Source organism: Pseudonocardia benzenivorans CB1190 (assembly GCF_000196675.2).
In the GTDB taxonomy this organism is placed as follows: Bacteria; Actinomycetota; Actinomycetes; order Mycobacteriales; family Pseudonocardiaceae; genus Pseudonocardia; species Pseudonocardia benzenivorans.
The window spans coordinates 6888227-6914920 of the sequence record NC_015312.1; the positions used below are offsets into that span (position 1 = coordinate 6888227).

General features: G+C 73.6%; 30 protein-coding genes. 21 read left to right on the forward strand and 9 right to left on the reverse strand.

The window, feature by feature from the left end; translation table 11 throughout:
* Positions 1–7: 7 nt before the first annotated feature.
* The 3 genes from PSED_RS32620 to PSED_RS32630 form a co-directional block, all read right to left on the reverse strand.
* Positions 8–1237: an MFS transporter gene (locus tag PSED_RS32620; RefSeq protein WP_013678477.1), complete on the reverse strand. Its 1230-nt coding sequence runs from the start codon at positions 1235–1237 to the stop codon at positions 8–10.
* A gap of 53 nt (positions 1238–1290) precedes the next feature.
* Positions 1291–1965: a Crp/Fnr family transcriptional regulator gene (locus tag PSED_RS32625; protein ID WP_013678478.1), complete on the reverse strand. Its 675-nt coding sequence runs from the start codon at positions 1963–1965 to the stop codon at positions 1291–1293.
* A gap of 144 nt (positions 1966–2109) precedes the next feature.
* On the reverse strand, positions 2110–2364 hold the full coding sequence (locus PSED_RS32630; protein ID WP_041760192.1) for a hypothetical protein: 255 nt from the start codon (positions 2362–2364) through the stop codon (positions 2110–2112).
* A gap of 233 nt (positions 2365–2597) precedes the next feature.
* Here PSED_RS32630 and nth point away from each other — a divergent pair, with 233 nt between their 5' ends.
* The 4 genes from nth (at position 2598) to PSED_RS32650 (ending at position 6079) form a co-directional block, all read left to right on the forward strand.
* A complete protein-coding gene (gene nth / locus PSED_RS32635; protein WP_379652764.1) occupies positions 2598–3341 on the forward strand; it encodes an endonuclease III in 744 nt (247 codons plus the stop codon).
* 25 nt (positions 3342–3366) lie between these two features.
* On the forward strand, positions 3367–4020 hold the full coding sequence (locus tag PSED_RS32640) for a TlpA family protein disulfide reductase (RefSeq protein ID WP_013678481.1): 654 nt from the start codon (positions 3367–3369) through the stop codon (positions 4018–4020).
* Positions 4017–4715 carry an NUDIX hydrolase gene (locus PSED_RS32645; RefSeq protein ID WP_013678482.1) on the forward strand — a complete coding sequence of 233 codons (699 nt, stop codon included), beginning with the start codon at positions 4017–4019 and terminating at the stop codon, positions 4713–4715. The genes PSED_RS32640 and PSED_RS32645 overlap by 4 nt, the downstream gene beginning before the upstream one ends.
* Before the next feature lie 167 nt (positions 4716–4882).
* Positions 4883–6079, forward strand: a complete 1197-nt coding sequence (locus PSED_RS32650; RefSeq protein WP_041763019.1) for a MarP family serine protease — start codon at positions 4883–4885, stop codon at positions 6077–6079.
* A 704-nt stretch (positions 6080–6783) separates the two neighbouring features.
* On the opposite strand, the gene PSED_RS32655 is transcribed toward PSED_RS32650, so the two are convergent.
* Positions 6784–8064, reverse strand: a complete 1281-nt coding sequence (locus PSED_RS32655; protein WP_013678484.1) for an adenylosuccinate synthase — start codon at positions 8062–8064, stop codon at positions 6784–6786.
* Positions 8065–8141: 77 nt separating this feature from the next.
* On the opposite strand from PSED_RS32655, the gene PSED_RS32660 reads away from it, so the two are divergent.
* From PSED_RS32660 to PSED_RS32690, 7 genes are all read left to right on the forward strand, one after another.
* Positions 8142–8843, forward strand: a complete 702-nt coding sequence (locus PSED_RS32660) for a hypothetical protein (RefSeq protein ID WP_233899233.1) — start codon at positions 8142–8144, stop codon at positions 8841–8843.
* 76 nt (positions 8844–8919) lie between these two features.
* A complete protein-coding gene (locus PSED_RS32665) occupies positions 8920–9222 on the forward strand; it encodes an urease subunit gamma (protein ID WP_013678486.1) in 303 nt (100 codons plus the stop codon).
* Entirely contained in the window at positions 9222–9599 is a 378-nt protein-coding gene (locus PSED_RS32670; RefSeq protein WP_013678487.1) for an urease subunit beta, read from the forward strand. The genes PSED_RS32665 and PSED_RS32670 overlap by 1 nt, the downstream gene beginning before the upstream one ends.
* Positions 9596–11308, forward strand: coding sequence for an urease subunit alpha (locus PSED_RS32675; RefSeq protein WP_013678488.1), 1713 nt, complete (start codon positions 9596–9598; stop codon positions 11306–11308). Before PSED_RS32670 ends, PSED_RS32675 begins: the two co-directional genes overlap by 4 nt.
* Positions 11308–11991 (forward strand): urease accessory protein UreF, encoded by a 684-nt coding sequence (locus PSED_RS32680; RefSeq protein WP_013678489.1) that lies wholly within the window; start codon positions 11308–11310, stop codon positions 11989–11991. The genes PSED_RS32675 and PSED_RS32680 overlap by 1 nt, the downstream gene beginning before the upstream one ends.
* Complete coding sequence (ureG, locus tag PSED_RS32685) at positions 11981–12694, forward strand: urease accessory protein UreG (protein ID WP_013678490.1); 714 nt, start codon at positions 11981–11983, stop codon at positions 12692–12694. The genes PSED_RS32680 and ureG overlap by 11 nt, the downstream gene beginning before the upstream one ends.
* 1 nt (position 12695) lies before the next feature.
* On the forward strand, positions 12696–13547 hold the full coding sequence (locus PSED_RS32690; protein ID WP_013678491.1) for an urease accessory protein UreD: 852 nt from the start codon (positions 12696–12698) through the stop codon (positions 13545–13547).
* Here PSED_RS32690 and PSED_RS32695 read toward each other — a convergent pair.
* The 3 genes from PSED_RS32695 to fbaA form a co-directional block, all read right to left on the reverse strand.
* Positions 13511–14185: a lysophospholipid acyltransferase family protein gene (locus tag PSED_RS32695; protein WP_013678492.1), complete on the reverse strand. Its 675-nt coding sequence runs from the start codon at positions 14183–14185 to the stop codon at positions 13511–13513. The genes PSED_RS32690 and PSED_RS32695 overlap by 37 nt on opposite strands.
* Positions 14186–14407: 222 nt before the next feature.
* Complete coding sequence (locus PSED_RS32700; RefSeq protein ID WP_013678493.1) at positions 14408–14821, reverse strand: DUF3151 domain-containing protein; 414 nt, start codon at positions 14819–14821, stop codon at positions 14408–14410.
* A gap of 111 nt (positions 14822–14932) precedes the next feature.
* A complete protein-coding gene (gene fbaA / locus PSED_RS32705; protein ID WP_013678494.1) occupies positions 14933–15964 on the reverse strand; it encodes a class II fructose-bisphosphate aldolase in 1032 nt (343 codons plus the stop codon).
* Between the two features lie 276 nt (positions 15965–16240).
* On the opposite strand from fbaA, the gene PSED_RS32710 reads away from it, so the two are divergent.
* Genes PSED_RS32710 through PSED_RS32725 form a run of 4 tightly spaced genes read left to right on the forward strand, consistent with a single transcriptional unit; the run spans position 16241 to position 18866 of the window.
* Entirely contained in the window at positions 16241–16798 is a 558-nt protein-coding gene (locus PSED_RS32710) for a SigE family RNA polymerase sigma factor (protein ID WP_049803804.1), read from the forward strand.
* Between the two features lie 32 nt (positions 16799–16830).
* Positions 16831–17250, forward strand: a complete 420-nt coding sequence (locus tag PSED_RS32715; RefSeq protein ID WP_013678496.1) for a hypothetical protein — start codon at positions 16831–16833, stop codon at positions 17248–17250.
* 28 nt (positions 17251–17278) lie between these two features.
* Positions 17279–17965, forward strand: a complete 687-nt coding sequence (locus PSED_RS32720) for a DedA family protein (RefSeq protein ID WP_013678497.1) — start codon at positions 17279–17281, stop codon at positions 17963–17965.
* Positions 17966–18008: 43 nt separating this feature from the next.
* Positions 18009–18866: a DedA family protein gene (locus PSED_RS32725; RefSeq protein ID WP_013678498.1), complete on the forward strand. Its 858-nt coding sequence runs from the start codon at positions 18009–18011 to the stop codon at positions 18864–18866.
* 4 nt (positions 18867–18870) lie between these two features.
* Here PSED_RS32725 and PSED_RS32730 read toward each other — a convergent pair whose 3' ends face one another.
* Both PSED_RS32730 and PSED_RS32735 read right to left on the reverse strand, forming a co-directional pair.
* A complete protein-coding gene (locus PSED_RS32730) occupies positions 18871–19923 on the reverse strand; it encodes a glycoside hydrolase family 76 protein (protein WP_013678499.1) in 1053 nt (350 codons plus the stop codon).
* Between the two features lie 58 nt (positions 19924–19981).
* Positions 19982–21433, reverse strand: coding sequence for an amidohydrolase family protein (locus PSED_RS32735; RefSeq protein ID WP_013678500.1), 1452 nt, complete (start codon positions 21431–21433; stop codon positions 19982–19984).
* A 216-nt stretch (positions 21434–21649) separates the two neighbouring features.
* On the opposite strand from PSED_RS32735, the gene PSED_RS32740 reads away from it, so the two are divergent.
* The 6 genes from PSED_RS32740 (at position 21650) to PSED_RS32765 (ending at position 26693) form a co-directional block, all read left to right on the forward strand.
* Positions 21650–22453: an IclR family transcriptional regulator domain-containing protein gene (locus PSED_RS32740; RefSeq protein WP_013678501.1), complete on the forward strand. Its 804-nt coding sequence runs from the start codon at positions 21650–21652 to the stop codon at positions 22451–22453.
* A gap of 68 nt (positions 22454–22521) precedes the next feature.
* Positions 22522–23703 carry a CaiB/BaiF CoA transferase family protein gene (locus PSED_RS32745; protein WP_013678502.1) on the forward strand — a complete coding sequence of 394 codons (1182 nt, stop codon included), beginning with the start codon at positions 22522–22524 and terminating at the stop codon, positions 23701–23703.
* Positions 23696–24511, forward strand: coding sequence for a citryl-CoA lyase (locus tag PSED_RS32750; protein ID WP_013678503.1), 816 nt, complete (start codon positions 23696–23698; stop codon positions 24509–24511). Before PSED_RS32745 ends, PSED_RS32750 begins: the two co-directional genes overlap by 8 nt.
* Positions 24504–25370, forward strand: a complete 867-nt coding sequence (locus PSED_RS32755; RefSeq protein ID WP_013678504.1) for a DODA-type extradiol aromatic ring-opening family dioxygenase — start codon at positions 24504–24506, stop codon at positions 25368–25370. Before PSED_RS32750 ends, PSED_RS32755 begins: the two co-directional genes overlap by 8 nt.
* Complete coding sequence (locus PSED_RS32760) at positions 25363–25725, forward strand: hypothetical protein (protein WP_013678505.1); 363 nt, start codon at positions 25363–25365, stop codon at positions 25723–25725. The genes PSED_RS32755 and PSED_RS32760 overlap by 8 nt, the downstream gene beginning before the upstream one ends.
* Positions 25722–26693 carry a quinone oxidoreductase family protein gene (locus PSED_RS32765; protein ID WP_013678506.1) on the forward strand — a complete coding sequence of 324 codons (972 nt, stop codon included), beginning with the start codon at positions 25722–25724 and terminating at the stop codon, positions 26691–26693. The genes PSED_RS32760 and PSED_RS32765 overlap by 4 nt, the downstream gene beginning before the upstream one ends.
* Position 26694: the final 1 nt, after the last annotated feature.

Consider the following 26694-nt stretch of genomic DNA (forward strand, 5'->3'; position numbering starts at 1 on the left):
GGCTGGGTCAGGCGGGCACGGCCTCGGGGGTCGCGGCGGACTCGACGGAAGCACGCCGCAGCCACAGCACGGCGGCGACGACGAGTCCGCCCACGCCGCCGACCAGGAACGCCGCGTGCGGCCCGATCGCCTCGACGACGACACCTGCCCCGGACTGCCCCGCGGCGATGCCCACCGTCGCGGCCGTGACGACCCACCCGAACGCCTCCGTGCCCGCCCCCTCCGCGACGACGACGTCGATCGCGACGGAGTGGGCCGTCGTCTGCGGGGTGATCAGGGCCCCGGCCACGAGCATGACCAGTGCCGTCGCGACGACCGAGCCCGTCGCCGCGGCGAGGGTCATGGCGGCAACCGCGACCGCGAAGCCGACCAGCAGGACCGGGAGCCGCAGGTGCAGCGGGCGCGGCCACGGCCGGGCCGCGTAGCCCAGCCCGCCCAGTACCGACGTCACCGACCAGGCCGAGAGCAGGACACCGCCGAGGGCGGCGGACCCGGCCGCCGACGTCACCGCGGGCACCCCGACCTCGACCGTTCCGACGACGACACCGAACCCCAGCGACGCGAGCGCGACGGTGCGCATCCCGGGACTCGCGAGCGCACCGAGCACCGAACGACCGGTCCGGCGCGGGACGCCGCGCACCGCGCGGACGGCCCGGCTGCACGCGAACACCACGGTCCCGACGACCATCGCGGACGCCGCCACCAGCGCGCCGGTGCCGGGCCACGGCGCGGCGACGAGGAACGCCGCAACGGCCGGACCGAGGATGAAGAACACCTCGAGGCTGATCGCCTCGTAGCCGTAGCCGGCGTCGCGTCGCGGGCCGGGCGGCAGCAGCGCCGTCCACAGTGAGCGCGAGGCTCCGGGCAGGGCCGGCATCGTCGCGCCCGCGAGCACCGCGGCGGCCACCAACGCGCCGAGCGGCCGTCCGGTCGCGACGAGCACGAGCAGCAGGGCCGACGCCCCGGCGAACAGCGCGGCGACGACGAGCAGCACCCGGGCGGGACCGCGGCGGTCCATGATCCGGCCCTGCGCCACCGCGCCGACCGACATCCCGACCAGGATGCCGGCCGAGACGAGACCCGCGGACGCGAACGACCCGGTCGTGCGCTGCACGTGGAGCAGGACGGCGAGGCCGTACATCGCGATCGGCAGCCGGCCCAGCGCCGAGCCGAGCACGGGGACCGCCGCGCCGGGGGTACGGACCGCGGCGCGGTAGTCGGAGAGCGAAACGGACACGCCTCCGACATTCACATGTCGGGTGCGGTCGGTGCCAGTGGGTTACGCGGCGGCTAACGGGCGCGGCGCGCGAGCCGCTCGGGCTCCAGGATCAGCACGCTCTTGCCCTCGAGCCGCAGCCAGCCGCGGTGCGCGAAGTCGGCGAGCGCCTTGTTGACGGTCTCGCGCGACGCGCCGACGAGCTGCGCGATCTCCTCCTGCGTCAGGTCGTGGGTGACCCGCAGCAGACCCGACTCCTGCGACCCGAACTGGCGCGCGAGCTGCAGCAGCGACTTGGCGACCCGACCGGGGACGTCGGTGAAGATCAGGTCGGCCAGCATGTTGTTGGTGCGGCGCAGGCGACGGGCGAGCACGCGCAGCAGCTGCTCCGCGATCTCGGGGCGCTTGCCGATCCACTCGCGCAGCGCGCCGCGGTCCATCGTGTACGCGCGGACCTCGGTGACCGCCGTGGCCGACGACGTGCGCGGCCCCGGGTCGAAGATCGACAGCTCGCCGAACATGTCCGACGGCCCGGCGACCATGAGCAGGTTCTCGCGACCGTCCGGCGACTTCCGGCCGATCTTCACCTTGCCGCTGCCGATGATGTAGAGACGGTCGCCGGGCTCACCCTCGGAGAAGATGACGTGCCCGCGCGGGAACTCGGCGGACTCCAGCGCCTGCGCGAGCACCTCCGCCGCATGTGGTTCCACGCCCTGGAAGATCCCGGCGCGGATCAGAACCTCGTCCACAGTCCCGCTCCTCATGTCATCCGTCGCCGGTCGGCGCGGATCATCGGCGCGTCAGTCTAGGGGGTAAGTGCCCGAACTGCGACGAGCGGTCACCCCGACATCCACCCGTCCGAGGGGTGGACCCGTACCCACCGGCCTCACGCGTCAAGAGGCGATCTTGCTCTCGGACGCGGGCTTGCGCTTGCCGGGGCGCCGGTTGCGCAGCCGGAAGAGCTCCAGAGCCCGGGCGGTCCCCTGCCGGAACATCGCCCTGACCTCCTCCGGGCGCGGCCGCTCGAGCATCTCGTCGAGCTCGTCCTGGGGCATGGTGGCGTCGCGCAGCCGGGACTCGACGCGCTCCATGCCGAGCGCGAAGAACATCACCAGCAGCGGTACGAGGACGGAAAGCCATGCAGTCATGTCACGGGGGATGATTCCGCACCCGGGACGGTCGGCGCGCACCGGGGGCGGCGAACCGCTGCGGCCGATACTCATTCGTGACCTACTCGGCGAACGGCCACGGCGCGGACACCGGTCGGGGCGTGTCGGTCCGCGCACGTAGTCTCGGGGTCGTGAGCACCCCTGCCCGGACGCTGCCGGATCGGCGCAGCGCGGCACGGCTCGCGGCCCGTGTCGCCGCGGGCGAGAGCTCGATCGGCCGGGCCCGGCGCGTCGGCCGGATCCTGCGCGCGCTGGCCGCCGCCTATCCCGACGCGCACTGCGAGCTCGACTTCACCACGCCCCTCGAGCTGGCCGTCGCCACGGTGCTGTCGGCGCAGACCACCGACGTGCGGGTCAACGAGGTCACGCCGGCCCTGTTCGCGCGCTACCGCACGGCGCTCGACTACGCGCAGGCCGACCGCACGGAGCTGGAGGAGCTGATCCGGCCGACCGGCTTCTACCGCAACAAGACGTCGTCGCTCATCGGGCTCGGGCAGGCGGTCGTCGACAGGTTCGACGGCGAGCTCCCTGCCCGCCTCGAGGACCTGGTCACGTTGCCGGGGATCGGCCGCAAGACGGCCAACGTCGTGCTCGGCAACGCCTTCGGCGTCCCCGGGATCACGGTCGACACGCACTTCGGCCGCCTCGTCCGGCGCTGGGGCTGGACCGACGAGGAGGACCCGGTCAAGGTCGAGCACGCGGTCGGCGCGCTGGTCCCCAAGCGCGACTGGACGATCGTGTCGCACCAGGTGATCTTCCACGGCCGCCGCGTCTGCCACGCGCGCAAACCCGCGTGCGGGGTGTGCACGCTGGCCGTCGACTGTCCGGCGTTCGGCGCGGGACCGACCGATCCCGAGAAGGCCGCGCCGCTGGTCAAGGGCCCGGAGCGCGACCATCTGCTGGCGCTGGCCGGCCTCGGTCCCACCGTGCCCGCGTCGCCGGACGCCTCCGCGTGACCGGCCCGATCCGCAGGCGGGGGCGATGAACCGAGCCGCGCTGCGCGGGCGGCGGGCGGAGATCGTCACGACGGTCGTCGTCGTGGTGCTCGTCGCGCTCGGCGTCGTCGCGCTCTGGCCGGGCGGTTCCTCCGACGGGTCGGCGGGCGGGTCGGGCGCCACGGGCACGGCCGCCACGTCCGACGCCGACGTCGCCGCCCTGCAGGCGCGCGCCGCCCTGCCGCCCTGCCCCGCACCGTCCGGGGCCCCGGCCGCGGGGCCGCTGGCCGGGGTGTCCGTGCCCTGTCTCGGCACGGGCGGGACCGTCGACCTCGGCGCAGCCCTCGCGGGCAGGCGCGCGTTGCTCAACGTGTGGGCGTCGTGGTGCGCGCCCTGCCGGGCGGAGCTGCCGGCGCTGGCCGAGTACGCGGCGCGCCCCGGGGCGGTACCGGTGATCGGGATCGACGTCCGCGACCAGCCGGGCCCCGCGCTCACGCTGCTCGCCGACCTGGGGATCAAGCTGCCCTCGGTCGCCGATCCCGACGGGACGCTCGCCGCCGCGCTCTCGCTGCCGCCCGCGGTACCCGTGAGCTACCTCGTCGACGCCGACGGCACGGTCACCCCCATCCTGCCGCCGGTCCCGTTCACCTCGGCCGACGACGTCGCCGCCGCGGTCGCCCGGCACGGAGCGAAACCGTGAGCGAGGAGCTCTTCCCGGGCCAGGCCCCGGACTGGTTGGCCCCGCTGGTCGAACGCACCCGCGACTTCGACCCCGCCCAGATCGCCGCCCGGCGCGTCCCGCCCGTCGAGGGCGGCCGCCGCGCCGCGGTGCTCGTCCTGTTCGGCGAGGGCCCCGACGGTCCCGACGTCCTGCTCGCCGAGCGGTCCGCCCGGCTGCGCAACCACGCCGGCCAGGTGGCGTTCCCGGGCGGGGGCATCGACCCCGGCGACTCCGGGCCCGTGGGCGCCGCGCTGCGCGAGGCCGAGGAGGAGACAGGGCTCGCGGCGTCCGGCGTCGTACCGCTCTCGACGCTGTCGGACCTGTTCGTCCCGCCGTCGGGATTCGTCGTGACGCCGGTACTCGCGCACTGGGCGCGACCGGTCGCGGTGCGGGCCGTCGATCCCGGTGAGACGGCTCGCGTGGCGCGCGTCCCGCTCGCGCAGCTCGCCGATCCCGCCAACCGGATCAGCGTCCGGCATCCCTCGGGCGGGACGGGCCCGGCGTTCCTGGTGCCGGGGCTGTTCGTATGGGGTTTCACCGGGGGCTTATTGTCCGCGCTGTTGCATGCAGGGGGTTGGGAAAGGCCGTGGACCCCGTCGCGCACGCTGAGTCTCGCCGAAGCGCTGGATGCCCGCGGCGACGGATCGACTGGGCGGGAGGTCGCCGGGGGATGACCGGGGTCCTCGCGTGAGCAGGCTCGCGAACGAGCCGTCGACACAGCAGCAGCGCGGAGCGTCGGACCGGGCGGAGCGAGGTACGGCGTGAGCGAGCGTGCGAGCGAACCGTCGACACAGCAGCAGTGCGAAGCGTCGGACCGAGCGGAGCGAGGTACGGCGTGAGCATCAGCTGGGTCGACATCGTCGTCGTGCTGTTGGCGATCGTCGCCGGTGTCTCGGGATGGCGCCACGGGATGGCCGTGGCGTTCCTGTCGTTCGTCGGCGTCCTCGGCGGCGCCATCCTCGGCGTGCGGTTGGCCCCGCTCATCGTCTCCGGGATCACCTCGCAGCACACGCGGGTGATCGTGAGCATCGTCGTCGTCGTGCTGCTCGTGGCGCTCGGGGAGACGACGGGTGTCTTCTTCGGGAGGCGCATCCGCGACCGGATCACCGGCGAGCGCACGCTCAAGGTCGACTCCGCGCTCGGCTCGCTGCTGCAGGCGTTCACCGTCGTCGTGGCGGCGTGGCTGGTCGCGCTCCCGCTGGCGTCGGCGAGCTTCCCCGGGCTGGCGGCGAGTGTGCGCAGCTCCGAGGTCCTGCAGTCGGTCGACTCCGTGATGCCCTCCGGCGCCCGCAAGCTCCCCGCCGAGCTGCGCCAGCTGCTCGACGACTCGGGGTTCCCCGACGTCCTCAGCCCCTTCGCGCCGACGCCGATCACCGCCGTCGGCCCGCCCGACTCCGCGCTCGCCCGCAGCCAGGTCGTTCGCGACGTCGCCGGAAGCGTCCTCAAGGTCCGGGGCCGCGCGCCCTCGTGCCAGCGGCAGCTGGAGGGCACGGGCTTCGTCGTCGGCCCGCAGCGGGTCATGACGAACGCGCACGTCGTCGCGGGGACGAACCAGACCTCGGTCGAGGTCCCGTCCCGGGGCGGCCGCACCCGCACTCTCGCCGCGACCGTCGTCTACTACGACCCCGAGGTCGACGTCGCCATCCTGTCCGTGCCCGACCTCGACGCCGATCCGCTGACCTTCACCCCCGACGCGGGTCGAGCCGGAGACGACGCGATCGTGCTCGGCTACCCGCTCGACGGCCCCTACACCGCGACCGCGGCCAAGGTGCGTGACCGCATCCAGCTGCGCGGACCCGACATCTACGACAACGGCACCGTCACCCGCGACGTCTACACGATCCGCGCCGTCGTCCGGTCCGGCAACTCGGGCGGTCCGATGATCACCCCCGGCGGGCAGGTGCTGGGTGTCGTGTTCGGGGCGGCGCTCGACGACTCCGAGACCGGCTTCGTCCTCACCGCCGACCAGGTGTCGGCCGCCCTCAACGCCGCCGACAACCTGACCCGGCGCGCCGACACCGGCACCTGCGCCGCCTGACCGACTCCCCGCGGATCGGCGGGCGGCGTACTGCCGCACGCGTTCGGCAGGGTGATCGCGGTTCGCGGGACGCGAGCGTTGTCCGACGTGCGCGTTCAGACCGGCGTGATCACCAATTGCGGGACATGAGCGCCATTCCCCGGCACGCATGTCCCGCAGGCGACGATCACCCCCGGCCGACCGCCCGGAGCGGCCCCGCGGGGTGATCCCCACTCACGGGACATGAGCACACCCCGACCCGCGCCTCCGTCGGGGTGATCACCACTCCAGGGGCATGAACGCCATACCCGGCGCCCATGTCCCAGAGACGACGATCCCCTCGGTCGAACGCATCGCCCCGGGCCCTCCCGACCACCCGGGCCGTCCCACGGCACCACCCACGGGACATGAGCACACTCCGACCCGCGCCTTCACCGAGGTGATCACCACTCCAGGGACATGAACGCCACACCCAGCGCGCATGTCCCGCAGACGACGATCACCGCCAGGTCGAAGGCAGCCCTCCGCGCGCCCCCGACCGACGGCCGTGCCCACTGCAGCCCTGCCCGCCGGACGCACCCCGGTCAGGACCGCACCCCGCGCGCAACCTCACGGTCGGATTCCCGGCCCAGAACAGCAGTGAGGTTGCGCCCGGAAGTGCGCCCGACGCGGCTCGGCCACGACCCGCGCGGACCGCCCACCTTTACGGACACAGCGCGGAGGGCTCAGACGTCGCGGGTGATCGTCTCGTCGCGGCCGGGGCCGACGCCGATGGCGCTGACCGGGGCGCCGGTGAGCTCCTCGATGCGACGCACGTAGGCGCGGGCGTTGGCGGGCAGCTCGTCGAAGGTGCGGCAGGCGGAGATGTCCTCGAACCAGCCCGGCAGCTCCTCGTAGATCGGAAGGGCGTGGTGGACGTCGGTCTGGGTCATGGGCATGTCGTCGACCCGCTTGCCGTCGACCTCGTAGGCCACGCAGATCGGCACGGTCTCCAGACCCGACAGGACGTCGAGCTTGGTGAGGAAGTAGTCGGTGATGCCGTTGACCCGCACCGCGTACCGGCCGATGACGGCGTCGAACCAGCCGCAGCGGCGGGGCCGCCCGGTGGTCACGCCCACCTCGCCGCCGACCTTGCGCAGCCGCTCGCCCCACTCGTCGTGCAGCTCGGTCGGGAACGGGCCGGAGCCGACGCGTGTGGTGTAGGCCTTGAGGATCCCGATGACCCGGTCGATCTTGTTCGGCCCGATGCCGGAGCCGACGGCGGCACCGGCCGCGGTCGGGTTCGAGCTGGTGACGAAGGGGTAGGTGCCGTGGTCGACGTCGAGCAGGGTGCCCTGCGAGCCTTCCAGCAGGATCGTCTCGCCCGCCTCGAGCGCCTTGTTCAGCAGCAGGCGCGTGTCGGCGATGCGGTGGCTGAAGCGCTCCCCGCAGCCGAGCACCGTGTCGACGACCTCGTCGACGTCGAGGGCGCGGCGGTTGTAGACCTTGACGAGGATCTGGTTCTTCAGCTCCAGCGCGGCCTCGACCTTCTGCCGCAGGATCTTCTCGTCGAGCACGTCGGCCGCGCGGACGCCGACGCGGGCGACCTTGTCCTGGTAGGCGGGCCCGATGCCGCGGCCCGTCGTACCGATCTTGGCCTTGCCGAGGAAGCGCTCGGTGACTTTGTCGATCGCGATGTGGTACGGCATGATCAGGTGCGCGTCGGCGCTGATCATGAGCCCGCCGGTGTCGACGCCGCGGCCCTCCAGGCCGCTGAGCTCCTCGAGCAGTACCCCGGGGTCGACCACCACCCCGTTGCCGATGACGTTGCGCACCCCCGGCGTCAGGATGCCGGAGGGGATCAGGTGCAGCGCGAAATCCTGCCCGTCGGGCAGGACGACGGTGTGGCCTGCGTTGTTGCCGCCCTGGTAGCGCACCACCCACTGGACCTGGCCGCCGAGGATGTCGGTGGCCTTGCCCTTGCCCTCGTCGCCCCACTGGGCTCCGATCAGCACGATCGCCGGCATGTGAAACTCCAAGTCCTGGACGCGCGGAGCGACCGCGGCGCGCTTTCGCGCCGCGGCGGGGAGGGTAACCGATCAGAGTGAGCACGATCGATTCCTCGGTGATGCTGCTGACCGTCGGGGACGAGGCCACGGGCCGGCGGCTTCCGTTCCACGGTAGTCGCCCGGGCGCACGTCTCGCCCGGGTGCCCGCGGCACTGGCCGCGGTTCCGGCGGTCCGGCTGCCCTCGCGGCCCGGCCGCACCGACCTCGACCCGGTGCTCGACGAGCAGCGCCCGGGGCGGGTCGTCGTCTCCGGGACCGACGCCGTCCTCGCGGCGGTGCTGGTGCGCCTGCTGCGCAGGGAGCTGCTCGGGGCGGTCGAGGTCGCGTTCGTGCCGACGACGCGCCGCTCGGCCGCGGCCGCGGCCTGGGGGCTGCCGCGCGACCGGGCGGCGGCCGCGGCGCTGGCCCTCGACGGAACGGCGTCGCCGGTGCCGCTGATCCGCGACGACGCGGGGGGCGTGCTCGTCGGCCGCGGCGAGGTGCGCAACCTGCGCGGCGAGGCCTACTGCGACAACACGCTCGTCGTCAGGGGGTCGGTGCGCAGGCTGCTGGCCGCGCCCGGTCCGCAGGGCGTGTCGTCGCTGGCGGGGCGCGGGGTCCGGGCGGCGACGGGCCGCGCGCTGCAGATCGGCTGCGTGGGGGCGCGGGTCGTCGTGAACGGGGTGGAGCATCCGCGCGAGGTGCCGCGCTGGACGTGGTACCGGCACACCGAGGACTGGTTGCTCGTCCGCCCGTGACGCCGCGACCCGTTGCAGCGCATGGCGAAACACGTTCGGAACATGCGAGTAACACCCCGAACGTAGAACTGTCCGCATGCACCTGAGCCCCCAGGAGCGGGACAAGCTGCTCGTCCACGTCGCCGCCGACGTCGCACGCACCCGCCGAGCCCGTGGCCTCCGGATGAACCATCCCGAGGCCATCGCGTTGATCACCGACCACGTGCTGGAGGGCGCCCGCGACGGCCGGACCGTCAGCGAGCTGATGGCCAGCGGCCGCGAGGTCCTCAGCCGCGCCGACGTGCTGGACGGGGTCGGCGAGATGATCGACTCGGTCCAGGTCGAGGCCACGTTCCCGGACGGCACGAAGCTCGTCACCGTGCACAGCCCGATCGTCTGATGGCGGGCGGAGGCGCCGCCGCGGGCGGCTGGGCCCCGGGACAGGTCATTCCCGGTGACGAGCCCGTGGAGCTCAATCCGGGCCGGGAACGCACGACGCTCGTCGTCACCAACACCGGTGACCGGCCCGTGCAGGTCGGCTCCCACTTCCACTTCGCGGCCGTCAACCCCGGGCTGGCGTTCGACCGTGCGGCCGCCTGGGGCACCCGGCTCGACGTGCCTGCGGGCACGTCGGTGCGGTTCGAGCCGGGCGTCGAGAAGGAGGTCGTCCTGGTGCCGCTGGCCGGCGCCCGCCGGGTGTCCGGGCTGCGCGCCGAGTACGCCGGAGCCCTGGACGAGCGCACCGCGGAGCCCACCGAGAGGAACTACGGCGCATGACGGCCATCGACCGGGCCCGCTATGCAGACCTGTTCGGCCCGACGACGGGCGACCGCATCCGGCTGGCCGACACGAACCTGCTGATCGAGGTGACCGAGGACCGCAGCCGTGGGCCGGCCTCGGGCGACGAGGTGATCTTCGGCGGCGGCAAGGTCATCCGCGAGTCCATGGGTCAGTCCACGGTGACCTCGGCCGAGGGCGCCCCCGACCTGGTCATCACCGGCGCGGTGGTCCTGGACCACTGGGGCGTCGTCAAGGCGGACGTCGGCATCACCGACGGGCGCATCACCGGGATCGGCAAGGCGGGCAACCCGGACACCATGGACGGCGTGGACTTCCCCATCGGGCCGTCCACGGAGATCATCGCCGGGAACGGCAAGATCCTCACCGCGGGTGGGATCGACGTCCACGTCCACTTCATCACTCCGGGGCTCGTCGACACCGCGCTCGCCGCGGGGCTCACGACGCTGGGCGGCGGCGGCACCGGGCCCGCCGAGGGCACGAAGGCCACGACCGTCACGCCCGGGCCGCGCAACCTCGCGCGGATGTTCCAGGCGCTCGACCACCTGCCGGTCAACGTCCTGCTGATGGGCAAGGGCAACACGACCAGCACCGACGCGCTCTGGGAGCAGCTGCGGGCGGGCGCGGGCGGGTTCAAGCTGCACGAGGACTGGGGGACGACCCCGGCGGCGATCGACGCGTGCCTGCGCGTCGCGGACGCGTCCGGCGTACAGGTCGCCATCCACACCGACACCCTCAACGAGGCCGGTTTCCTGGAGTCGACGGTCGAGGCGATCGCCGGCCGCTCGATCAACGCGTTCCACACCGAGGGCGCCGGCGGCGGGCACGCGCCGGACATCATCGAGGTCGTCGGGACGGGGAACATCCTGCCCAGCTCGACGAACCCGACCCGGCCGCACACCGTCAACACGCTCGACGAGCACCTCGACATGCTGATGGTCTGCCACCACCTCAACCCGTCGGTACCCGAGGACCTGGCGTTCGCCGAGAGCCGCATCAGGCCGACGACGATCGCCGCCGAGGACGTGCTGCACGACATCGGCGCGATCTCGATGATGAGCTCGGACTCGCAGGCCATGGGCCGCATCGGCGAGGTCGTCATCCGCACCTGGCAGACCGCGCACGTCATGAAGGCGGCCCGCGGCGCGCTGCCCGGCGACGGGCAGGCCGACAACCTGCGGGCGCGGCGCTACGTCGCGAAGTACACGATCAACCCGGCGATCGCGCACGGCATGGGCGAGGAGATCGGGTCGGTCGAGGTCGGCAAGCTCGCCGACCTCGTGTTGTGGGACCCGAAGTTCTTCGGCATCCGCCCCGACCTCGTGCTCAAGGGCGGGTTCATCGCGTGGGCCGCGATGGGCGACGCCAACGCGTCGATCCCGACCCCGCAGCCGGTGCTGGCCCGGCCGATGTTCGGCGCGGCACCGGCGGTCGCGGCGGCGACGAGCCTGAACTTCGTCGCCCCCGCGGCGCTGGAGGCGCGGTCGCTGGAGTCGCTCGGCCTCGCGAAGCCGGCCGCGCCGGTCGCGGACACCCGGTCGGTGACCAAGGCCCACATGCTGCTCAACGACGCGACCCCCTCGGTGAAGGTCGATCCCGACTCCTTCGAGGTGCGGATCGACGGCGACGTCGTCGAGCCCGCCCCGGTGTCCGAGCTGCCGATGGCCCAGCGCTACTTCCTGTTCTGATGCCCAGCCTCGCCACGCTCGTCCTGTCCGACGCCCGGTTCCCCGGCGGCGGCCACGTGCACTCCGGCGGACTGGAGGAGGCCGTGGCCCGCGCGCTTGTCACCGGGGTCGGCGATCTCGGCACGTTCCTGCACGGGAGGCTGCGCACCGCAGGTCTCGTCGCCGCCTCCTTCGCCGCGGCAGCGGCGGTCGCCGCGGGCTCCGCGGAGCCGTGCTGGGCAGCGCTGGACGCCGAGCTCGACGCGCGCACCCCGTCGGCGGCGCAACGCGACGCGTCGCGCGCGCAGGGTCGCGGCACGCTGCGCGCCGCCCGCGCGTCGTGGCCGTCCCCGGTCCTCGACGCGCTGGTGGCGGCGCATCCGCGGCCGCACCATCCGCTGCTCGTCGGGGCGGTCGTCGGGATCGCGGGCGGCGACCCCGTCGAGGCCGCGCAGTGCGTCGCGTACCTGGCCGTGAGCGGACCGGCCTCGGCCGCCGTCCGGCTGCTCGGCCTCGACCCGATCGCCGTCAACGCCGCGATCGTCGCGATGGCGCCGACCGTCGACGAGGTGGTCGCGCTCGCCGTCGCGGCGGCGGACCGGGCGCCCGCCGACCTCCCCGCACCCGGGGCCCCGATGCTCGACCTCCTGGCCCAGTCCCACGTCCGCCACCACCGAGAGCAGGTGCGTCTCTTTGCGTCCTGAGGACCACGTCGGCCACGGCCACGGTCACCTGGTGACCTTCGACCCGACCGAGACCGAGCCCGACCACCACGACACCCCGCCCACCCACGGCCGGGCGGTCCGGATCGGGATCGGCGGACCGGTCGGCAGCGGCAAGACCGCGCTGGTCGCGGCGTTGGCGCGCAGCCTGGCCGACCGGGTCCGGCTCGCCGTCGTCACCAACGACATCTACACGACCGAGGACGCCGACTTCCTGCGCCGCAACGCCGTGCTGCCGCCCGACCGCGTCGAGGCCGTCCAGACCGGCTGCTGCCCGCACACCGCCATCCGCGACGACATCACCGCGAACCTCGACGCCGTCGAGACGCTCGAGGAGCGGTTCGGCGACCTCGACCTCGTGCTCGTCGAGTCCGGCGGCGACAACCTCACCGCCGTGTTCAGCCGGGGTCTGGTCGACCGGCAGATCTTCGTCGTCGACGTCGCGGGCGGCGACAAGGTGCCGCGCAAGGGCGGGCCGGGCGTCACGACCGCCGACCTGCTCGTCATCAACAAGATCGACCTGGCAGCGCTCGTCGGCGCGGACCTCGGCGTCATGACCTCGGATGCGCACCGGATGCGCGGCGAGCTGCCGGTCATCGCCCAGTCGCTCGTTCACGACCCGGGGGCCACCGACGTCGGCGAGTGGGTGCTCGCGCAGGTCGGCGCCGTCCGCGCGGCGGCCTGAGGTGCGCGCCCGCGCCGTGCTCGCGGTCGAGCGGGACACCGGTGGCCGGTGCGTGGTGCGCGAGCTGCGGTCGGAGTCGCCGCTGTCGCTGGTGCCGCGCCGCGGCGTCGCCGGCGCCCTCGACACCGGGGTGACCGTCCACCTCGTCGGGTCCGCGACCACCCCGCTCGCGGGCGACGACGTGGAGCTCGACGTCCGCGTCGGGCCCGGGGCGGCGCTGGTGCTCACCGGCGTCGCCGCGGCCGTCGCACTGCCCGGGGCCGGCCGGGCGAGCACCCTGACCGTCCGCGTCGAGCTCGACGACGGGGCCTGCCTGCAGTACCTGCCGGAGCCGACGGTCGTGACCTCCCGCGCCGACCACCGCACGTTGCTGCACGCGACGCTGCACCCGACGGCACGGCTGCGCGCCAGGGAGGTGCTCGTCGGGGGGCGCAGCGGCGAGCCGTCGGGACGCTACGCCGGGACGACGCGGGTGGTCGAACGTGCGCGTCCGGCTCCGGGCACGACGTCGGACCGGGTGCTGCTGCACCAGACGCAGGAGCTCGGCGACGCCGGGCTCGCCGCCTCGTCCGCGTACCTCGGCGGACGTCGCGTGCTGGCGACCGAGGTGCTCGTGTGGGGCGACGACTCGGCGGACGGCGCCGTCGGCGACGACTGGTCCCTGACGTCGCTACGGGGCCGCGGCAGCCTCGCCACGGCCGTCGGGCACGACGCCGTCGGCGCGCAGCGGGCGCTCGCCGAGGCGGTCGCGGCCCACCCGGGCTGGACGTCGACGGTGCTGGCCGGCGCCGAGCGGGCACGCCCGGCCCCACCGCCTCACGCGGCGGCGGACGAGTCCGGGCGGCGGTGGTAGGAGTCGACGTACTCCTGGCCGGTGAGCTGGGCGATCGCGTCCATCACCTCGTCGGTCACGGCGCGCCGGATGGCCGGCGAGTTCTCGAGACCCTCGTAGCGCGAGAAGTCGAGAGGCGTGCCGAACCGGACGGTGACGGGCTTGATGCGCGGCACCTTCGCCCCGACGGGCTGCACCTTCTCGGTGCCCACCAGGCCGACCGGGACGACCACCGCGCCGGTGGTGAGCGCGAGCGTCGCGACGCCGGTGTGCCCGCGGTGCAGGCGGCCGTCGAGCGAGCGCGTGCCCTCCGGGTAGATGCCGAACGCGCCGCCCGCCTCGAGGACGGTGCGGCCCGCGTCGAGCGCGGCGAGCCCGGCCTTGGCGTTGCCGCGGTCGACCGGGACGTAGCCCAGCGCCGAGAGGAACCGCGCGCCGACGCGGCTCTTCAGACTGCGACCGGTGAAGTACTCGGCCTTGGCCAGGAACGCGACCGGGCGCGGCGTGACCAGCGGGATCACGGCTGTGTCGACGGCGGCGCGGTGATTGGACGCGAAGATCACCGGGCCGGTCGTCGGGACGCCGTCGGCGCCCTCGACACGCGGCCTCCAGAGCAGTAGAGCGAGCGGACGAATGACCCACCTGACTAGGAACTGCACTGCTGCTCGACCTCTCCCCAAGAGTCGACCGTTCCGGCGCCCCCGCCGCCCATCATTCTCTCCCACCCATTGTGACCGCCAGGTCACCGGAGTGGAACGGCGCCGCGACGCCGCGAGGACGTTCCGACGCGGAACGCCCGTCCGGGGTGTCCCGGTTCCCGCGCCGGGCCACCCGGCCGACGGCACGGCCCCGACCGGGGGCGGCCCGCCTGCCTCCGACGCTCAGGAGAGGCCGAGCTCGCCCGGGGCGGCCGGGTCGGAGTCGGCCAGGAACGTGCGGCAGCGCTCGACCTCGTCGGTCTCGCCGATCGCCTCGGCCGCCCGCAGCAGCGCGGCCAGGGCCCGCAGGAACCCGCGGTTGGGCTCGTGCGACCACGGGATCGGACCGAAACCCTTCCAGCCGTTGCGCCGCAGCTGGTCGAGGCCGCGGTGGTAGCCGGTGCGGGCGTAGGCGTAGGCCGTGACCGGCTCGCCGGACGCAAGTGCGTCCTCGGCCAGCGTCGCCCACGCGATCATGGACGCGGGATGCGCGGCGGCGACCGCCTTGGCATCCGTACCGCCCCTCAGCTCCGCCGCAGCCGGGTCGACGGGCAGCCGCGTGGGCTCGGGGCCGAGCAGGTTCCCGTGCAGACTCATCGCACGCCCTCGCCGGAACTCGGGCGGCGCTGCGCGCACGCGCTGTGCCGATGATTCGCTCGCTGACGCTCACTCATGGCGCCAATCCTGCCCCGAGCCCGCAGGCGGCCCTCAGCGCAGGGTGCGCCCGGCGGACTTCAGCGTCTGGCAGGCCTCGACGACGCGGTCGGTCATCGACTGCTCGGCCTTCTTCAGGTACGAGCGCGGGTCGTAGTGCTTCTTGCTGCCGACCTCGCCGTCGATCTTCAGCACGCCGTCGTAGTTCTGGAACATGTGCCCGGCGATCGGCCGGGTGAACGCGTACTGGGTGTCGGTGTCGACGTTCATCTTGACGACGCCGTACGAGATCGCCTCGTGGATCTCCTCGATCGCCGAGCCCGAGCCGCCGTGGAAGACCAGGTCGAAGGGCTTCGCGTCGGACGACAGGCCGAGCTTGGCGCGCGCGACCTCCTGCCCCTCCTTGAGCACCTCGGGGCGGAGCTTGACGTTGCCCGGCTTGTAGACGCCGTGCACGTTGCCGAACGTGGCCGCCAGCAGGTAGCGACCCTTCTCACCGGTACCCAGCACGTCGACGGTGCGCTCGTAGTCGCCCGGAGTCGTGTACAGCTTCTCGTTGATCTCGTTCTGGACGCCGTCCTCCTCGCCGCCCACGACGCCGATCTCGACCTCGAGGATGATCCTCGCCTTCGCGGCGGCGTCGAGCAGCTCGGCCGCGATCGAGAGGTTCTCCTCCAGCTCGACCGCCGAGCCGTCCCACATGTGCGACTGGAACAGCGGCTCCTCGCCGCGGGCCACCCGCTCGGCGCTGATGGCCATCAGGGGCCGGACGAACCCGTCGAGCTTGTCCTTGGGGCAGTGGTCGGTGTGCAGCACGACGTTGACGGGGTAGCGGGCGGCGACGACGTGCGCGAACTCCGCCAGGGCGACCGACCCGACGACCATGTCCTTGACGCCCAGCCCGGACGCGAACTCCGAGCCACCCGTCGACAGCTGGACGATGCCGTCGCTCTCGGCCTCCGCGAACGCGCGCAGCGCCGCGTTGAGGGTCTCGCTGCTCGTCACGTTGATCGCCGGGAAGGCGTACTCGCCCTTCTTGGCTCCGTCGAGCATCTGGTTGTAGACCTCGGGGGTGGCGATCGGCATGTGACGTCCTCTCGTGTCGGAGCTCGTGGGCGGCGCACGTCCGAGCATGTCGGTGCTCGTCACCCACGAGTATCGCGTACCCGCCACCGGGCTCCGCCAATGCCGGATCCGGCCGCCGATAGACTCCGACGAGTGAACGGGGAGGGGAGTCCGGCGAGCCAGCACGCGTACGAGCCCCACGACCGCAACGGCGTCGGGGGTGCGTTCCCGGGTTCGGCGACCGGTCGCCATGCCCCGAGCGACGGCGAACGTGCGGTCGAGCAGACCCTCAGTCGGCTGCGCCGCATCGACTCGGGTCCCGATCCGGTCGCCGCGGTGCCACCGCCCCCACCGGGCACGCCGCCGCGCACGTTGGCCGATCTCTACAACGACCACCGGCTCCGGCTCGTCCGGCTCGCGGTGCTGCTCGTCGACGAGCCGACCACGGCCGAGGACGTCGTGCAGGAGGCGTTCGCCGGCCTGCACCGCAACTGGTCCGGCCTGCGCGACGAGGCGGCCGCGGTCGCGTACCTGCGCACCGCCGTCGTCAACGGGTCCCGGTCGGTGCTGCGCCGGCGCCGCACTGCGCGCGACTACGTGCCCCCGCACACGGTCACCGCGCGGTCGGCCGAGTCGCTCGCGATGCTCTCGGCCGAGCACCAGGCCGTCGTCGACGCGCTGGCGACGCTGCCGCCGCGGCAGCGCGAGGTGCTCGTGCTCCGCTATTACGGTGGGATGTCGGAAGCCGAGATCGCGGAGGCGACGGGGATCAGCCGCGGTACGGTCAAGTCGACGGCGAGCCGCGGGCTCGACACCGTCGCGAAGGTGATGGCGGCCCGAGCGTCGGGCCGGTGACCTCCACCCGGCGGCGACCAGGGAGAACAACCGTGACGGCGATGGACGACCCGGGACGGAAGCTGTCGGAGGCGCTGCGCGCCCGCGCCGGCCAGTCCGGGCTGCACGCCTTCCCGGCCCCGGCGACGCCGCCCGCGCCGGGCTCGCCCTCGGGTCGCTACGCGCCCGCGTCGCCGGTGCCGCACGTCCCGGCGGGGCCCGGCGCCACGATGCACGGTTCGTCCGTGCAGCAGGCGGCGCCGCCGCACGTGCTCGCGACGACGGCCGGCCACCAGGGGTCCGGCCGCTGGGCGGAGACGGCCCCCGGCGGCCGGCGGCGCGCCGAGCCGCCCAGCCCGATGAACCAGGTCTGGTGGGCGCTCGGGGTCGCCCTCCTGGGGGGTGCGGTGCTCGGCTGCGCCCTGGCGTTGCTCTCCGTGCTCGTGCCGGGGCTGCTACCGGCGCTCGGGTGACAGCGGCAACCCGGTACCGTCGACGATCGTGACGAACCTCCTCGGCTCCGTGCCGTCGACCGCCACGCTCGCCCTCGGTCCGGAGTGGCTCCAGCCCGACACGATCATCGAGTGGCTCGGCCCCTGGGCTCTCGTCGGTCTGGCCCTGATCGTCTTCGCCGAGTGCGGGCTGCTGCTCGGCTTCTTCCTGCCGGGCGACTCGCTGCTGTTCACGGCGGGCCTGTTCGTCCACCTCGGCGCGATCAAGACGCCGCTGTGGCTGACGTGCCTGATCCTCGTCGTCGCCGCGTTCGCCGGGAACGTGTGCGGCTACTGGATCGGCCGCAAGGCCGGACCGGCGATCTTCGACAAGCCGAAGTCGCGGCTGTTCAAGCCCGAGCACGTCGAGAAGACGCAGGGCTTCTTCGACAAGTACGGCAACCGGGCGATCGTCATGGCGCGTTTCGTGCCGATCGTCCGGACGTTCATCACCGTGATGGCCGGCGTCGCGAGGATGGACGCGCGCCGGTACATGACCTACTCGCTCATCGGCGGGGTGGTCTGGGCCGCAGGGGTGACCGTGCTCGGCTACTTCCTCGGGAGCTTCGACGTCGTCAAGAACAACATCGAGGCGATGCTCGTCCTGATCGTGCTGATCTCCGTCATCCCGATCATCATCGAGTTCGTCCGGGCGCGGCGCGCGCGCCCGGGACCCGCGCACCGGGCACGCCGCTGATCACCTTTGCGGTGCGCGTGCCCGGCGACCATGCTGGAGACCAGTGACCACCACGACCGCCCTCGCGACGGCCTTGGCCTGGGGGCCGCTCGACTCGGCCGCCCCGGCCACGGTCTGGGCCGTCGTGCTGACGTTCGTCTTCCTCGAGTGCGCCTTCATCGTCGGGCTGTTCCTGCCGGGTGACTCGCTGCTCGTCGCGGCGGGCGTCGTGCTCGCGCAGCACGGGCACGAGCGCGGCGCCTGGATGCTCGCGGTCCTCGCGGCCGTCGTCGCCGTGGCCGGCAACCAGGCCGGCTATCTCGTCGGCCGCTACACCGGCACCCGCATCCTCGCCCGCAAGGACGGGCGGATGCTCAACAAGGCCAACCTCGAACGGGCCGGGGCCTTCCTCGACCGGTGGGGGTTCTGGTCGATCATCGTCGCGCGCTGGATCCCCTGGATCCGCACGCTGGCCCCGATGATCGCGGGCGCCGTCAAGATGGACAACCGGAAGTTCCTGCTGGCCAACGCCGTCGGTGCGGTCCTCTGGGTGCCGACGTTGATGATGCTCGGCTACTACGGCGCCTGGGTCCTCGACTCGGTGCCGTGGCTCAAGACGGTCGCGGTCGTCGCGTCCATCGCGTTCTTCGTCGTCGGCACCGGGCTCGGGGTGTGGCGCTACCGGCAGGAGATGAAACGCCCGATCGACGAGACCGCGACGCTGCCCGAGCACCGGATCGCCGCGGCGTCGGTGACCGAGGCGGCGGCCGCGCCGGCCGCGGCCGACGGGCTCGGGCCCGCGGCGGACGCCGCCCCCGCACCCGTCGACCTCGAGAAGACGCGCCGCGCGGAGGCGGCCGGGGTCCAGGGTGTCGCCGAGGAGCCGGACGTCGCCGAGGAGCCGGGGGCCCGCCGGCGCTGATCGCTCACCCGAGCGTCGCCGCCGCCTCCAGCAGCATCCAGCCCGACAGCTGCACCGACAGGTCCGCCTCGGGCGTCCCCGGGGCCGGCACCCGAGCAGGACGACGCCAGTCGTGCGCGAACACCGGGCCCGTCGCGATCTCCGCCCGGTTGTCCCACACCGACTCCGCGCTCGCGAGCACCAGCCGCCGCGCCGGCGCGGCCAGCTCGGGCCGGCGGCGTGCCGCATCGGCCAGGTAGCGGGCGAGGATGCCGTTGAACAGCCCGCCGTCGCCGCCGTCGTCGTAGCCGGGGACGACGCCGTCGGCACCCGCCATCCGTGTCGACACCGCGTCGAGGACGGCGCCCGCGCGCTCGGCCCAGCGCGGGTCGCCGTCGCGTTCGGCGAGCTCGACGCAGGCCCCGAGGTACACGCCCTGGCAGTACGTGTAGGTCGTCGCGGCCACCTCACGGACGGTGCCGTCGGGGGCGAGCCGGACGCCGTCGCGGACCAACCCGGTCCCCGGGTCGACGAGCTGGGCGGCCATCCAGTCGACGATCGCCGCCGCGAGTGCCACCTGCCCGCGCCGGGCCAGCAGGATCGCCGCGGGGCCGTTGGCGGGGGCGTTCTTGAAGTCGTCGGCGCGCCGCCACCAGATCCCGCCGCCGCCGTCGGGTGTCCAGCCCGCGCGCAACCGGTCGGTCACCGCCCGCAGCGCACCGGGGCCGGACCGGCGGGCGAGCGTCCCGGCCCGGTCGACGGCGAGCCCGAACCAGGCGATGTCGTCGTAGTAGTCGTTGGTCCAGCGGCCGAGGTTCTTCAGCCGGATCCCGCGCGTCAGTGCCGCGACGGCCGCGCCGCGCCGGGCCTGCGGATCACGCTGCTGGGCGTCGACGAGGCAGTCGAGCAGGTGCGCCTGCCACCAGTAGTGCCACGGCCAGGGCCTGCTCACCCGGGGCCGCGGCCAGGCGATCCGGCCGATGCCGGTCCCCGGCGTGACACCGGCGATGCGGCGCAGGTGCCGCCGCCGGACCGCCGTCTCCGCCGCGGCGGCCCGCTCCGCCCAGCTGTCCCCCATGCCCCCGATCCTGGCAGAGCCGGGACGCAGGTCCGGGACGGCGCCCGACCGCCCCGCCTCAGTGCCCGTGGGTGCTGCTCGACGCGTAGTCGGTGTACGTGTAGGGGTTGTCGAGGATCTTCGTCTGCGGGATCTCCGGGTTCATCCCCGCCTGCCAGGCCTCCTCGCCCATGGTCGAGCGCAGGTGGCTGACGGTGTCGTCGATCTCCGCACGGGCCCGGTCCAGGTCGATCCCGACGAGCCGGTGGTCGCGCTTGACGATCCGGCCGTCGATGATCACGGTGTCCACGTCGCCGCGCTGGGCCTGGAACACCACGTGGCCGTACGGGTTGAGCAGCGGGAAGGACACGGGCGAGTCGTCGTTCTTGATCAGCACGACGTCGGCCTTGTAGCCGGCCTGGAGCCTGCCCAGCTCGCCGTCGCGCCCCAGGGCCCGGGCACCGCCGCGGGTGGCCCACTCGACGACCTGGTCGGCGCGCAGCGACGCGTTCGTGACGGTCTCGCTGCGGGCGTGCGCCTCGAGGTGCTCGCGGGAGCGGTCGGCGCCGAGGGTCGAGCGCATGGCGGAGAACAGGTCGCCGCTCCACCAGACGCTGGTGTCCATCGACAGCGAGACGGGGATGCCGTGCGAACGCAGCGCCCAGCTGGGCGGGTAGCCCTGGCCGGCGCTCTGCTCGCTCTCGGTGGAGATCGACACCGAGCCGCCGGTGGCGGCGATGCGGTTGTACGAGTCGGCCGACAGCGATGCGGCGTGGACGAACACACTGGTCTCGTCGAGGAAACCCGCCTCGTGGGCGAGCCGGATGCCCTCGTCGTTGGTGGCGCCCCAGACCCCGGCGTGCGTCGTGACCGGGACGCCGAGCTCGCGGGCCGCCTCGTAGGCGGCGCGCTCGGGGAACTCGGGATCGCCGGTGACGTCGAAGGCCAGCTGGAAACGCAGCATGTCGTCGCCGGTGTCGATGGCCCGGCGGGCGAACGCGCGGAAGTCCGGCGAGTTGGTCCACTCCCAGGGCGCCTGCTGGATGTTGCCGTAGGCGAGGACGAAGCGGCCCGGAACGGAGCGCAGGGCGTCGGTGGCGGCCTCGGCGTGCTCGACGGTCTGCAGGCCGTGCGACCAGTCGACGGTCGTCGTCACGCCGGCGTCGACGGACTCGATCGCGGCGAGCAGGTTGCCGGCGTGGACGTCCTGCGGCCGGAAGTGCCTGCCGGACTCCAGGTAGTACCAGACGAAGTACTGGGTGAGGGTCCAGTCGGCGCCGTAGCCGCGCATGGCCGTCTGCCACATGTGCCGGTGGGTGTCGATCATGCCGGGCATGACGATCCCGCGGCGGGCGTCGATCTCGACGGTGCCCGCCGGGACGGTCAGCGCGGGGCCGACGGCCACGATGCGGTGTCCCGAGACGTGGACGTCGGTGTCGAGGAGCACGGAGCGCGCGTCGTCCATCGGCAGCACCGTCCCACCGCGCAGGACGGTGTCCGGTCCGGTCGCGTCCCGGTTGACGTCGCTCATCGCTTCCGCTCCCTCGCGTGGCATCCGGCGCTACTACGGACGAACGTCCGCCCACCGGCCCCTGTGGACATCGGTCACTCTCACGCAGGTCGTGTCACCCTGTCAATGCACCGTCGCACGCCGCGTCGCGGCCCGTCCGCAACGCTCCGTCCGCGTGCCGGACAGCTGGTCGCTAGCCTGGTCGTCGACGCCGCACGAACCGGAAGAGGTGGTGGCATGCCGCGCGAGGGAACGGGCCCCGACTTCATCGAGGCCCTCGCCCGTGGCCTGGACGTCATCCGCGCGTTCCCGCCGGGCCGGCCGGTCATGTCGCTCAGCGACGTCGCGACCGCGACCGGACTGGCCCGCCCCACCGCGCGCCGCATCCTGCTGACGCTCGAGGAGCTCGGCTACGTGCGCGTCGACGGCAACGGTTTCGCCCTCACCCCGCGGGTCCTCGACCTCGGCGTCGCCTATGTGCGGTCGATGGGCCTGTGGGACGTCGCGCGCCCGCACATGGAGCGGCTCGTCGCACGGACCAACGAGTCGTGCTCGATCGCGCAGCTCGACGGCTCCGACATCGTCTACGTCGCGCGGGTCGCGGTGCCGAAGATCGTCTCGCTGGCGGTGCAGATCGGCACGCGCTTCCCCGCGCTGCAGACCTCGCTCGGGAAGGTGCAGCTCGCCGCGCTCGCGCCGGACGAGCTCGAGCGAGTGCTGGCCGAGCCGACGCGCTCGGGCCTGGTCCCGCGGTGGCAGCCCGGTGTCGAGGAGCGCGACGCCGAGCTGCGGGAGGTCCGCGCCCGAGGCTGGGCGCTGACCGACGAGCAGCTGACGCTGGGCATCCGCTCCGTCGCCGCGCCGCTGCGCGACGGGGACGGGCGGGTCATCGCGGGCATCAACGTCAACACCCACGCCGCGGAGACGCCGGTGGAGACGCTGCTGGAGCACCACCTCCCGGCGCTGCTGCAGGTCGCGGGCGACATCAGCGCCGACTTCGCGCGGCTGGCGAACGTCCCGCACGTGACCGTCGCGTCCTGACGGTCGGTGTGGCAGCATCGCCTTCAACGGACGACTGTCCGTCTGACGGCCGAAGGATCGAGCTGCTGATGTCAGAAATCGCCCGGAAGGACGCCGCCGGACCGTTGGCGGGGTTGCTCGTGGCCGACTTCTCGCGCGTGCTCGCGGGGCCCTACGCGACGATGCTGCTCGCCGACATGGGCGCCGAGGTCGTCAAGGTCGAAGGCCCGAGCGGCGACGAGACGCGCACCTGGACCCCGCCGTCGCGCGGTGAGGACTCCACGTACTACCTCGGCGTCAACCGCGGGAAGCGGTCGATCGTCCTCGACCTGCGCGACGAGGCCGACGCGGCGCTCGGCCGGGAGCTGGCCCGGCGCGCGGACGTCGTGATCCAGAACTTCAAGCCCGGTGGGCTCGCGAGGTACGGGCTGGACTTCGAGTCGGTCCGGACGGCGAACCCGGCGACCGTCTACGCGTCGATCAGCGGGTTCGGGGCCGGGGCCGGGGCGCGGGTGCCCGGCTACGACCTGATGGTCCAGGCGATCTCGGGCCTGATGAGCCTCACCGGTGACCCCGACGGGCCGCCCTACCGCGCCGGCATCTCCGTGTTCGACGTAATGGCGGGCAACCACGCCGTCATCGGCATCCTCGCCGCGCTACGGCACCGCGACGCCACCGGCGAGGGCCAGCACGTCGAGGTCAACCTGCTGTCGTCGGCGCTGACGGGGCTGGTGAACCACAGCTCGGCCTACGTCGCGGGTGGCGTCGTGCCCACCCGGATGGGCAACGCGCACCCGAGCGTCTTCCCGTACGAACCGCTCCCGACCGCCGACAACGACCTCATCGTCGCCGCCGCGAACGACGGGCAGTTCCGCAGGCTGTGCGAGGTCCTCGGCATCCCCGACGTGCCCGACGACCCGCGCTTCGCCCGCAACGCCGACCGCACGGCCAACCGCGAGGTGCTGCGCCCGATCCTGACCGAGCGGCTCGCCACGCGGGGTGCGCTCGAATGGTTCGACCTGCTCGTCGCGGCCGGCGTGCCGTGCGGGCCGATCAACACCATCGACGGCGGGTTCGCGATGGCCGAGCGGCTGGGCCTCGACCCGGTCGTCGAGGTGGGCGAGGGCGACCGCGCCGTCCCGACGACGCGGCACCCGGTGCGTTTCTCGGCCACCCCGGCCGGCTACGCGCTGCCGCCCCCGCGGCTCGACGAGCACGGCCCCGAGCTGCGTGAATGGCTGTCGAAGGAACCGGAGGACGACCGTGGCTGACGGGACGTACCCGACGGCGCTGGGGGCGTCGAGCCCCGACCGGATCACCCTGCTCGGCGCGGATCTCGCCGACGACGTCATGGGCAGCGTCGGCTTCGGCGAGCTGGCGTTCTGGCTCGCGACGCAGCGGCGCCCCTCGCGCGGTGAGACGCGGGTGTTCGAGGCCGTCCTCGCCGCTCTCGCCGACCACGGGTTCACCCCGACCGCGATCGTCACCCGGCTCACGTACCTGTCCGCCCCCGACTCCGTGCAGGGCGCCCTCGCCGCGGGCCTGCTCGGCGGCGGCTCCCGGTTCCTCGGCGTCACCGAGGACTGCGGCCGCTTCCTGCACGACGTCCTGGCCGGCGTCGACGGGGCCCTGCCCACCGACGACGCCGGCTGGGACGCGATCGCCCTCGAGACGGTGACGGCCCAGCGCGCCGCCCGCCGGTTCGTCCCCGGCCTGGGCCATCACGTGCACAAGGACGGCGACCCCCGCACGCCGCGGCTGTTCGCCATCGCCGAGGAGGAGGGCGTCGCCGGCCCGCACCTGGCGCTGTTCGCCGCGATCGGGCGCGTCCACCCCCAGGTGCTCGGCCGGACCCTGCCGCTCAACGGCGCCGGGGTGTGCGGTGCCGCGCTGGCCGACCTCGGGCTGCCGATGGAGCTCCTGCGCGGCTTCGCGCTGCTGGCCCGCACCGCCGGGCTGATCGGACAGCTCGCCGAGGAGCTGCGCCGGCCCGTCGCCAACGACATCTTCCTCTCCGTCGACCTGAACAACCGGTCGATCGCGCCGGAACCGTACGAGCCCGGGAGCGCCCATGGCTGAGCTGGTCGCGGTGATCGCGTCCACGCACCACCCGTTCTACTACCGGGCGAGCACCGCCACCGGCGACGACCGGCCTCCCTTTGCCGACGAGTGGGTACGCAAGATCGAGGCGTTCCGCGAGACCCTCACCCGGGCCCGCCCCGACGTGCTCGTCATGGTCGGGTCCGACCACTTCCACCAGCTGTGGCTCGACAACATGCCGCAGTTCCTGGTCGGCAAGGCGCCGTTCTACGACGCCAACTGGTACAACGAGGAACGCGAGTTCGGCCTGCCGCGGATGACGCTCGCGGGTCAGGAGGACCTGTCGGCCCACGTGCTGCGGCACGGGCTCGACGCGGGGTTCGACCTCGCGTTCTCCAACGAGCTGCGCATCGACCACTCGATCACGTGCCCGATCATCACGCTGCGTCCGCAGGCGGACCTGCCGATCGTGCCGGTGTACACCAACATCTTCGCGCCGCCGCTGCCACAGCCGTCGCGGTTCGTGCAGCTCGGCCGCACGATCCGCGAGCTCGTCGAGTCGTGGCCGTCCGACCGGCGGGTGGCCGTGATCGGGACCGGCCACCTGTCACTGGAGCTGGGCGGCCCCCGGCAGTTCGGCCCGCACGGACCCGACCCGGAGTTCGACCAGAAGGCCGTTGGCTGGATCGCGGGCGGCGACATCGAGGAGTGCCTCGCCGAGGTCAGCCTGGAGAGCCTGCACGCCCCCGGTAACGCCACGCACGGGTTCATGGACTTCATGTTGATGATGGGTGTCGCGGGGGAGGGGCAGAAGGCCGACTACGTCGACACCTACGACCTGTTCCACACCATGGAGGCGTACTTCACCTGGTACCCGGGAGGGATCGACGGTGAGTAGGTATCTGGTCGACAAGTTCCTCTTCACCGTCGACCGCGACCCGGCGCTCGTCGAGCGCTACCGGGAGGACCCGGTCGGCACCGTGGCGTGGTGGGAGGCCGAGGAGGCCAACCGGCTGCTCAGCTGCATCGCCGACGAGCGGTCGACGTGGCTCGCCTTCGACGACGCGGAACGGGCCGCGCTCGCCGGGCACGACTACCGGGCCCTCTTCGCGCTCGGCGCCCACCCCTTCCTGACGTTGACCCTGTTCATCGCGATGTTCGAGCGCGACCACGACGAGCCGCTCGGCTTCCAGCGTGAGTACGCGCAGCGGCTCGCGGACTTCTCGCTGCCCTACCCCGACATCGCGACGTGACGTCCACGGTGCGGGCCGTCGAGATCCGGTCGGCCGGCTCCGCACCGGAGCCGGCCGACCGGCCGCGTCCGGTGCCGCGCGCCGGTGAGGTGCTGGTCGACGTCCTCGCCGCGCCCATCACGCCGCTCGACGTGCTGTGCGCGTCCGGGACGTCGTACTTCGGGATGCCGCAGATGCCCTACGTGCCGGGCGTGCAGGGCGTCGGCCGGGTCGAGGGCGCGACGGTGTGGTTCCCGACGACGGCGGGGATGGGCCCGGGCGACGGCAGCATGGCCACGACGGCCGTCGCGGCCCGCGCCGACCTGGTCGTGCTGCCCGACGGCGCCGACCCGGTGCTCGTCGCGGCGCTCGGGCTCTCGGCGGTCGCCGCGCACATGGCCCTGACGTGGCGCGGCGAGCTGCAGCCGGGGGAACGGGTGATCGTCCTCGGTGCCGGCGGCGTGGTCGGGCAGGCGGCGATCCAGCTCGCGCGGGTCGCCGGCGCCGCGCACGTCGTCGCGGGTGTCCGGTCGCCGGCCGCAGCCGAGCGCGCGCTGCGGGCGGGCGCCGACGCGGTCGTGGAGACCGGGTCCGACGACGTCGCGGGCATCGCCGCCCGGCTCCGCGCCGCGGCGGGCGGCTCGGCCGACCTCGTGCTCGACCCCGTCTTCGGGGTGCCCGCCGCCGCGGCCCTGCGCGCCCTGCGACCCGGTGGCCGGCTGGTGAACCTCGGCTCGTCCGCGGCGGAGACCAGCCCGATCGACTCGTCCACGCTGCGCAGCCGCTCCCTGCGGGTGCTCGGCTACACCAACAACGAGCTCACCGCGGAGCAGCGGTCGTCGGCACTCGTCGTCGTCGCGCGGCTGGCCGCCCGCGGCGAGCTGACCGTCGCCCACGAGACCGCCGCACTCGACGACGCCACTGCGGCCTGGCGGCGCCACCGCGCCGGTGCCGCCGAGGGCCGGATCGTCCTCGTCCCGCCGTCCTGAC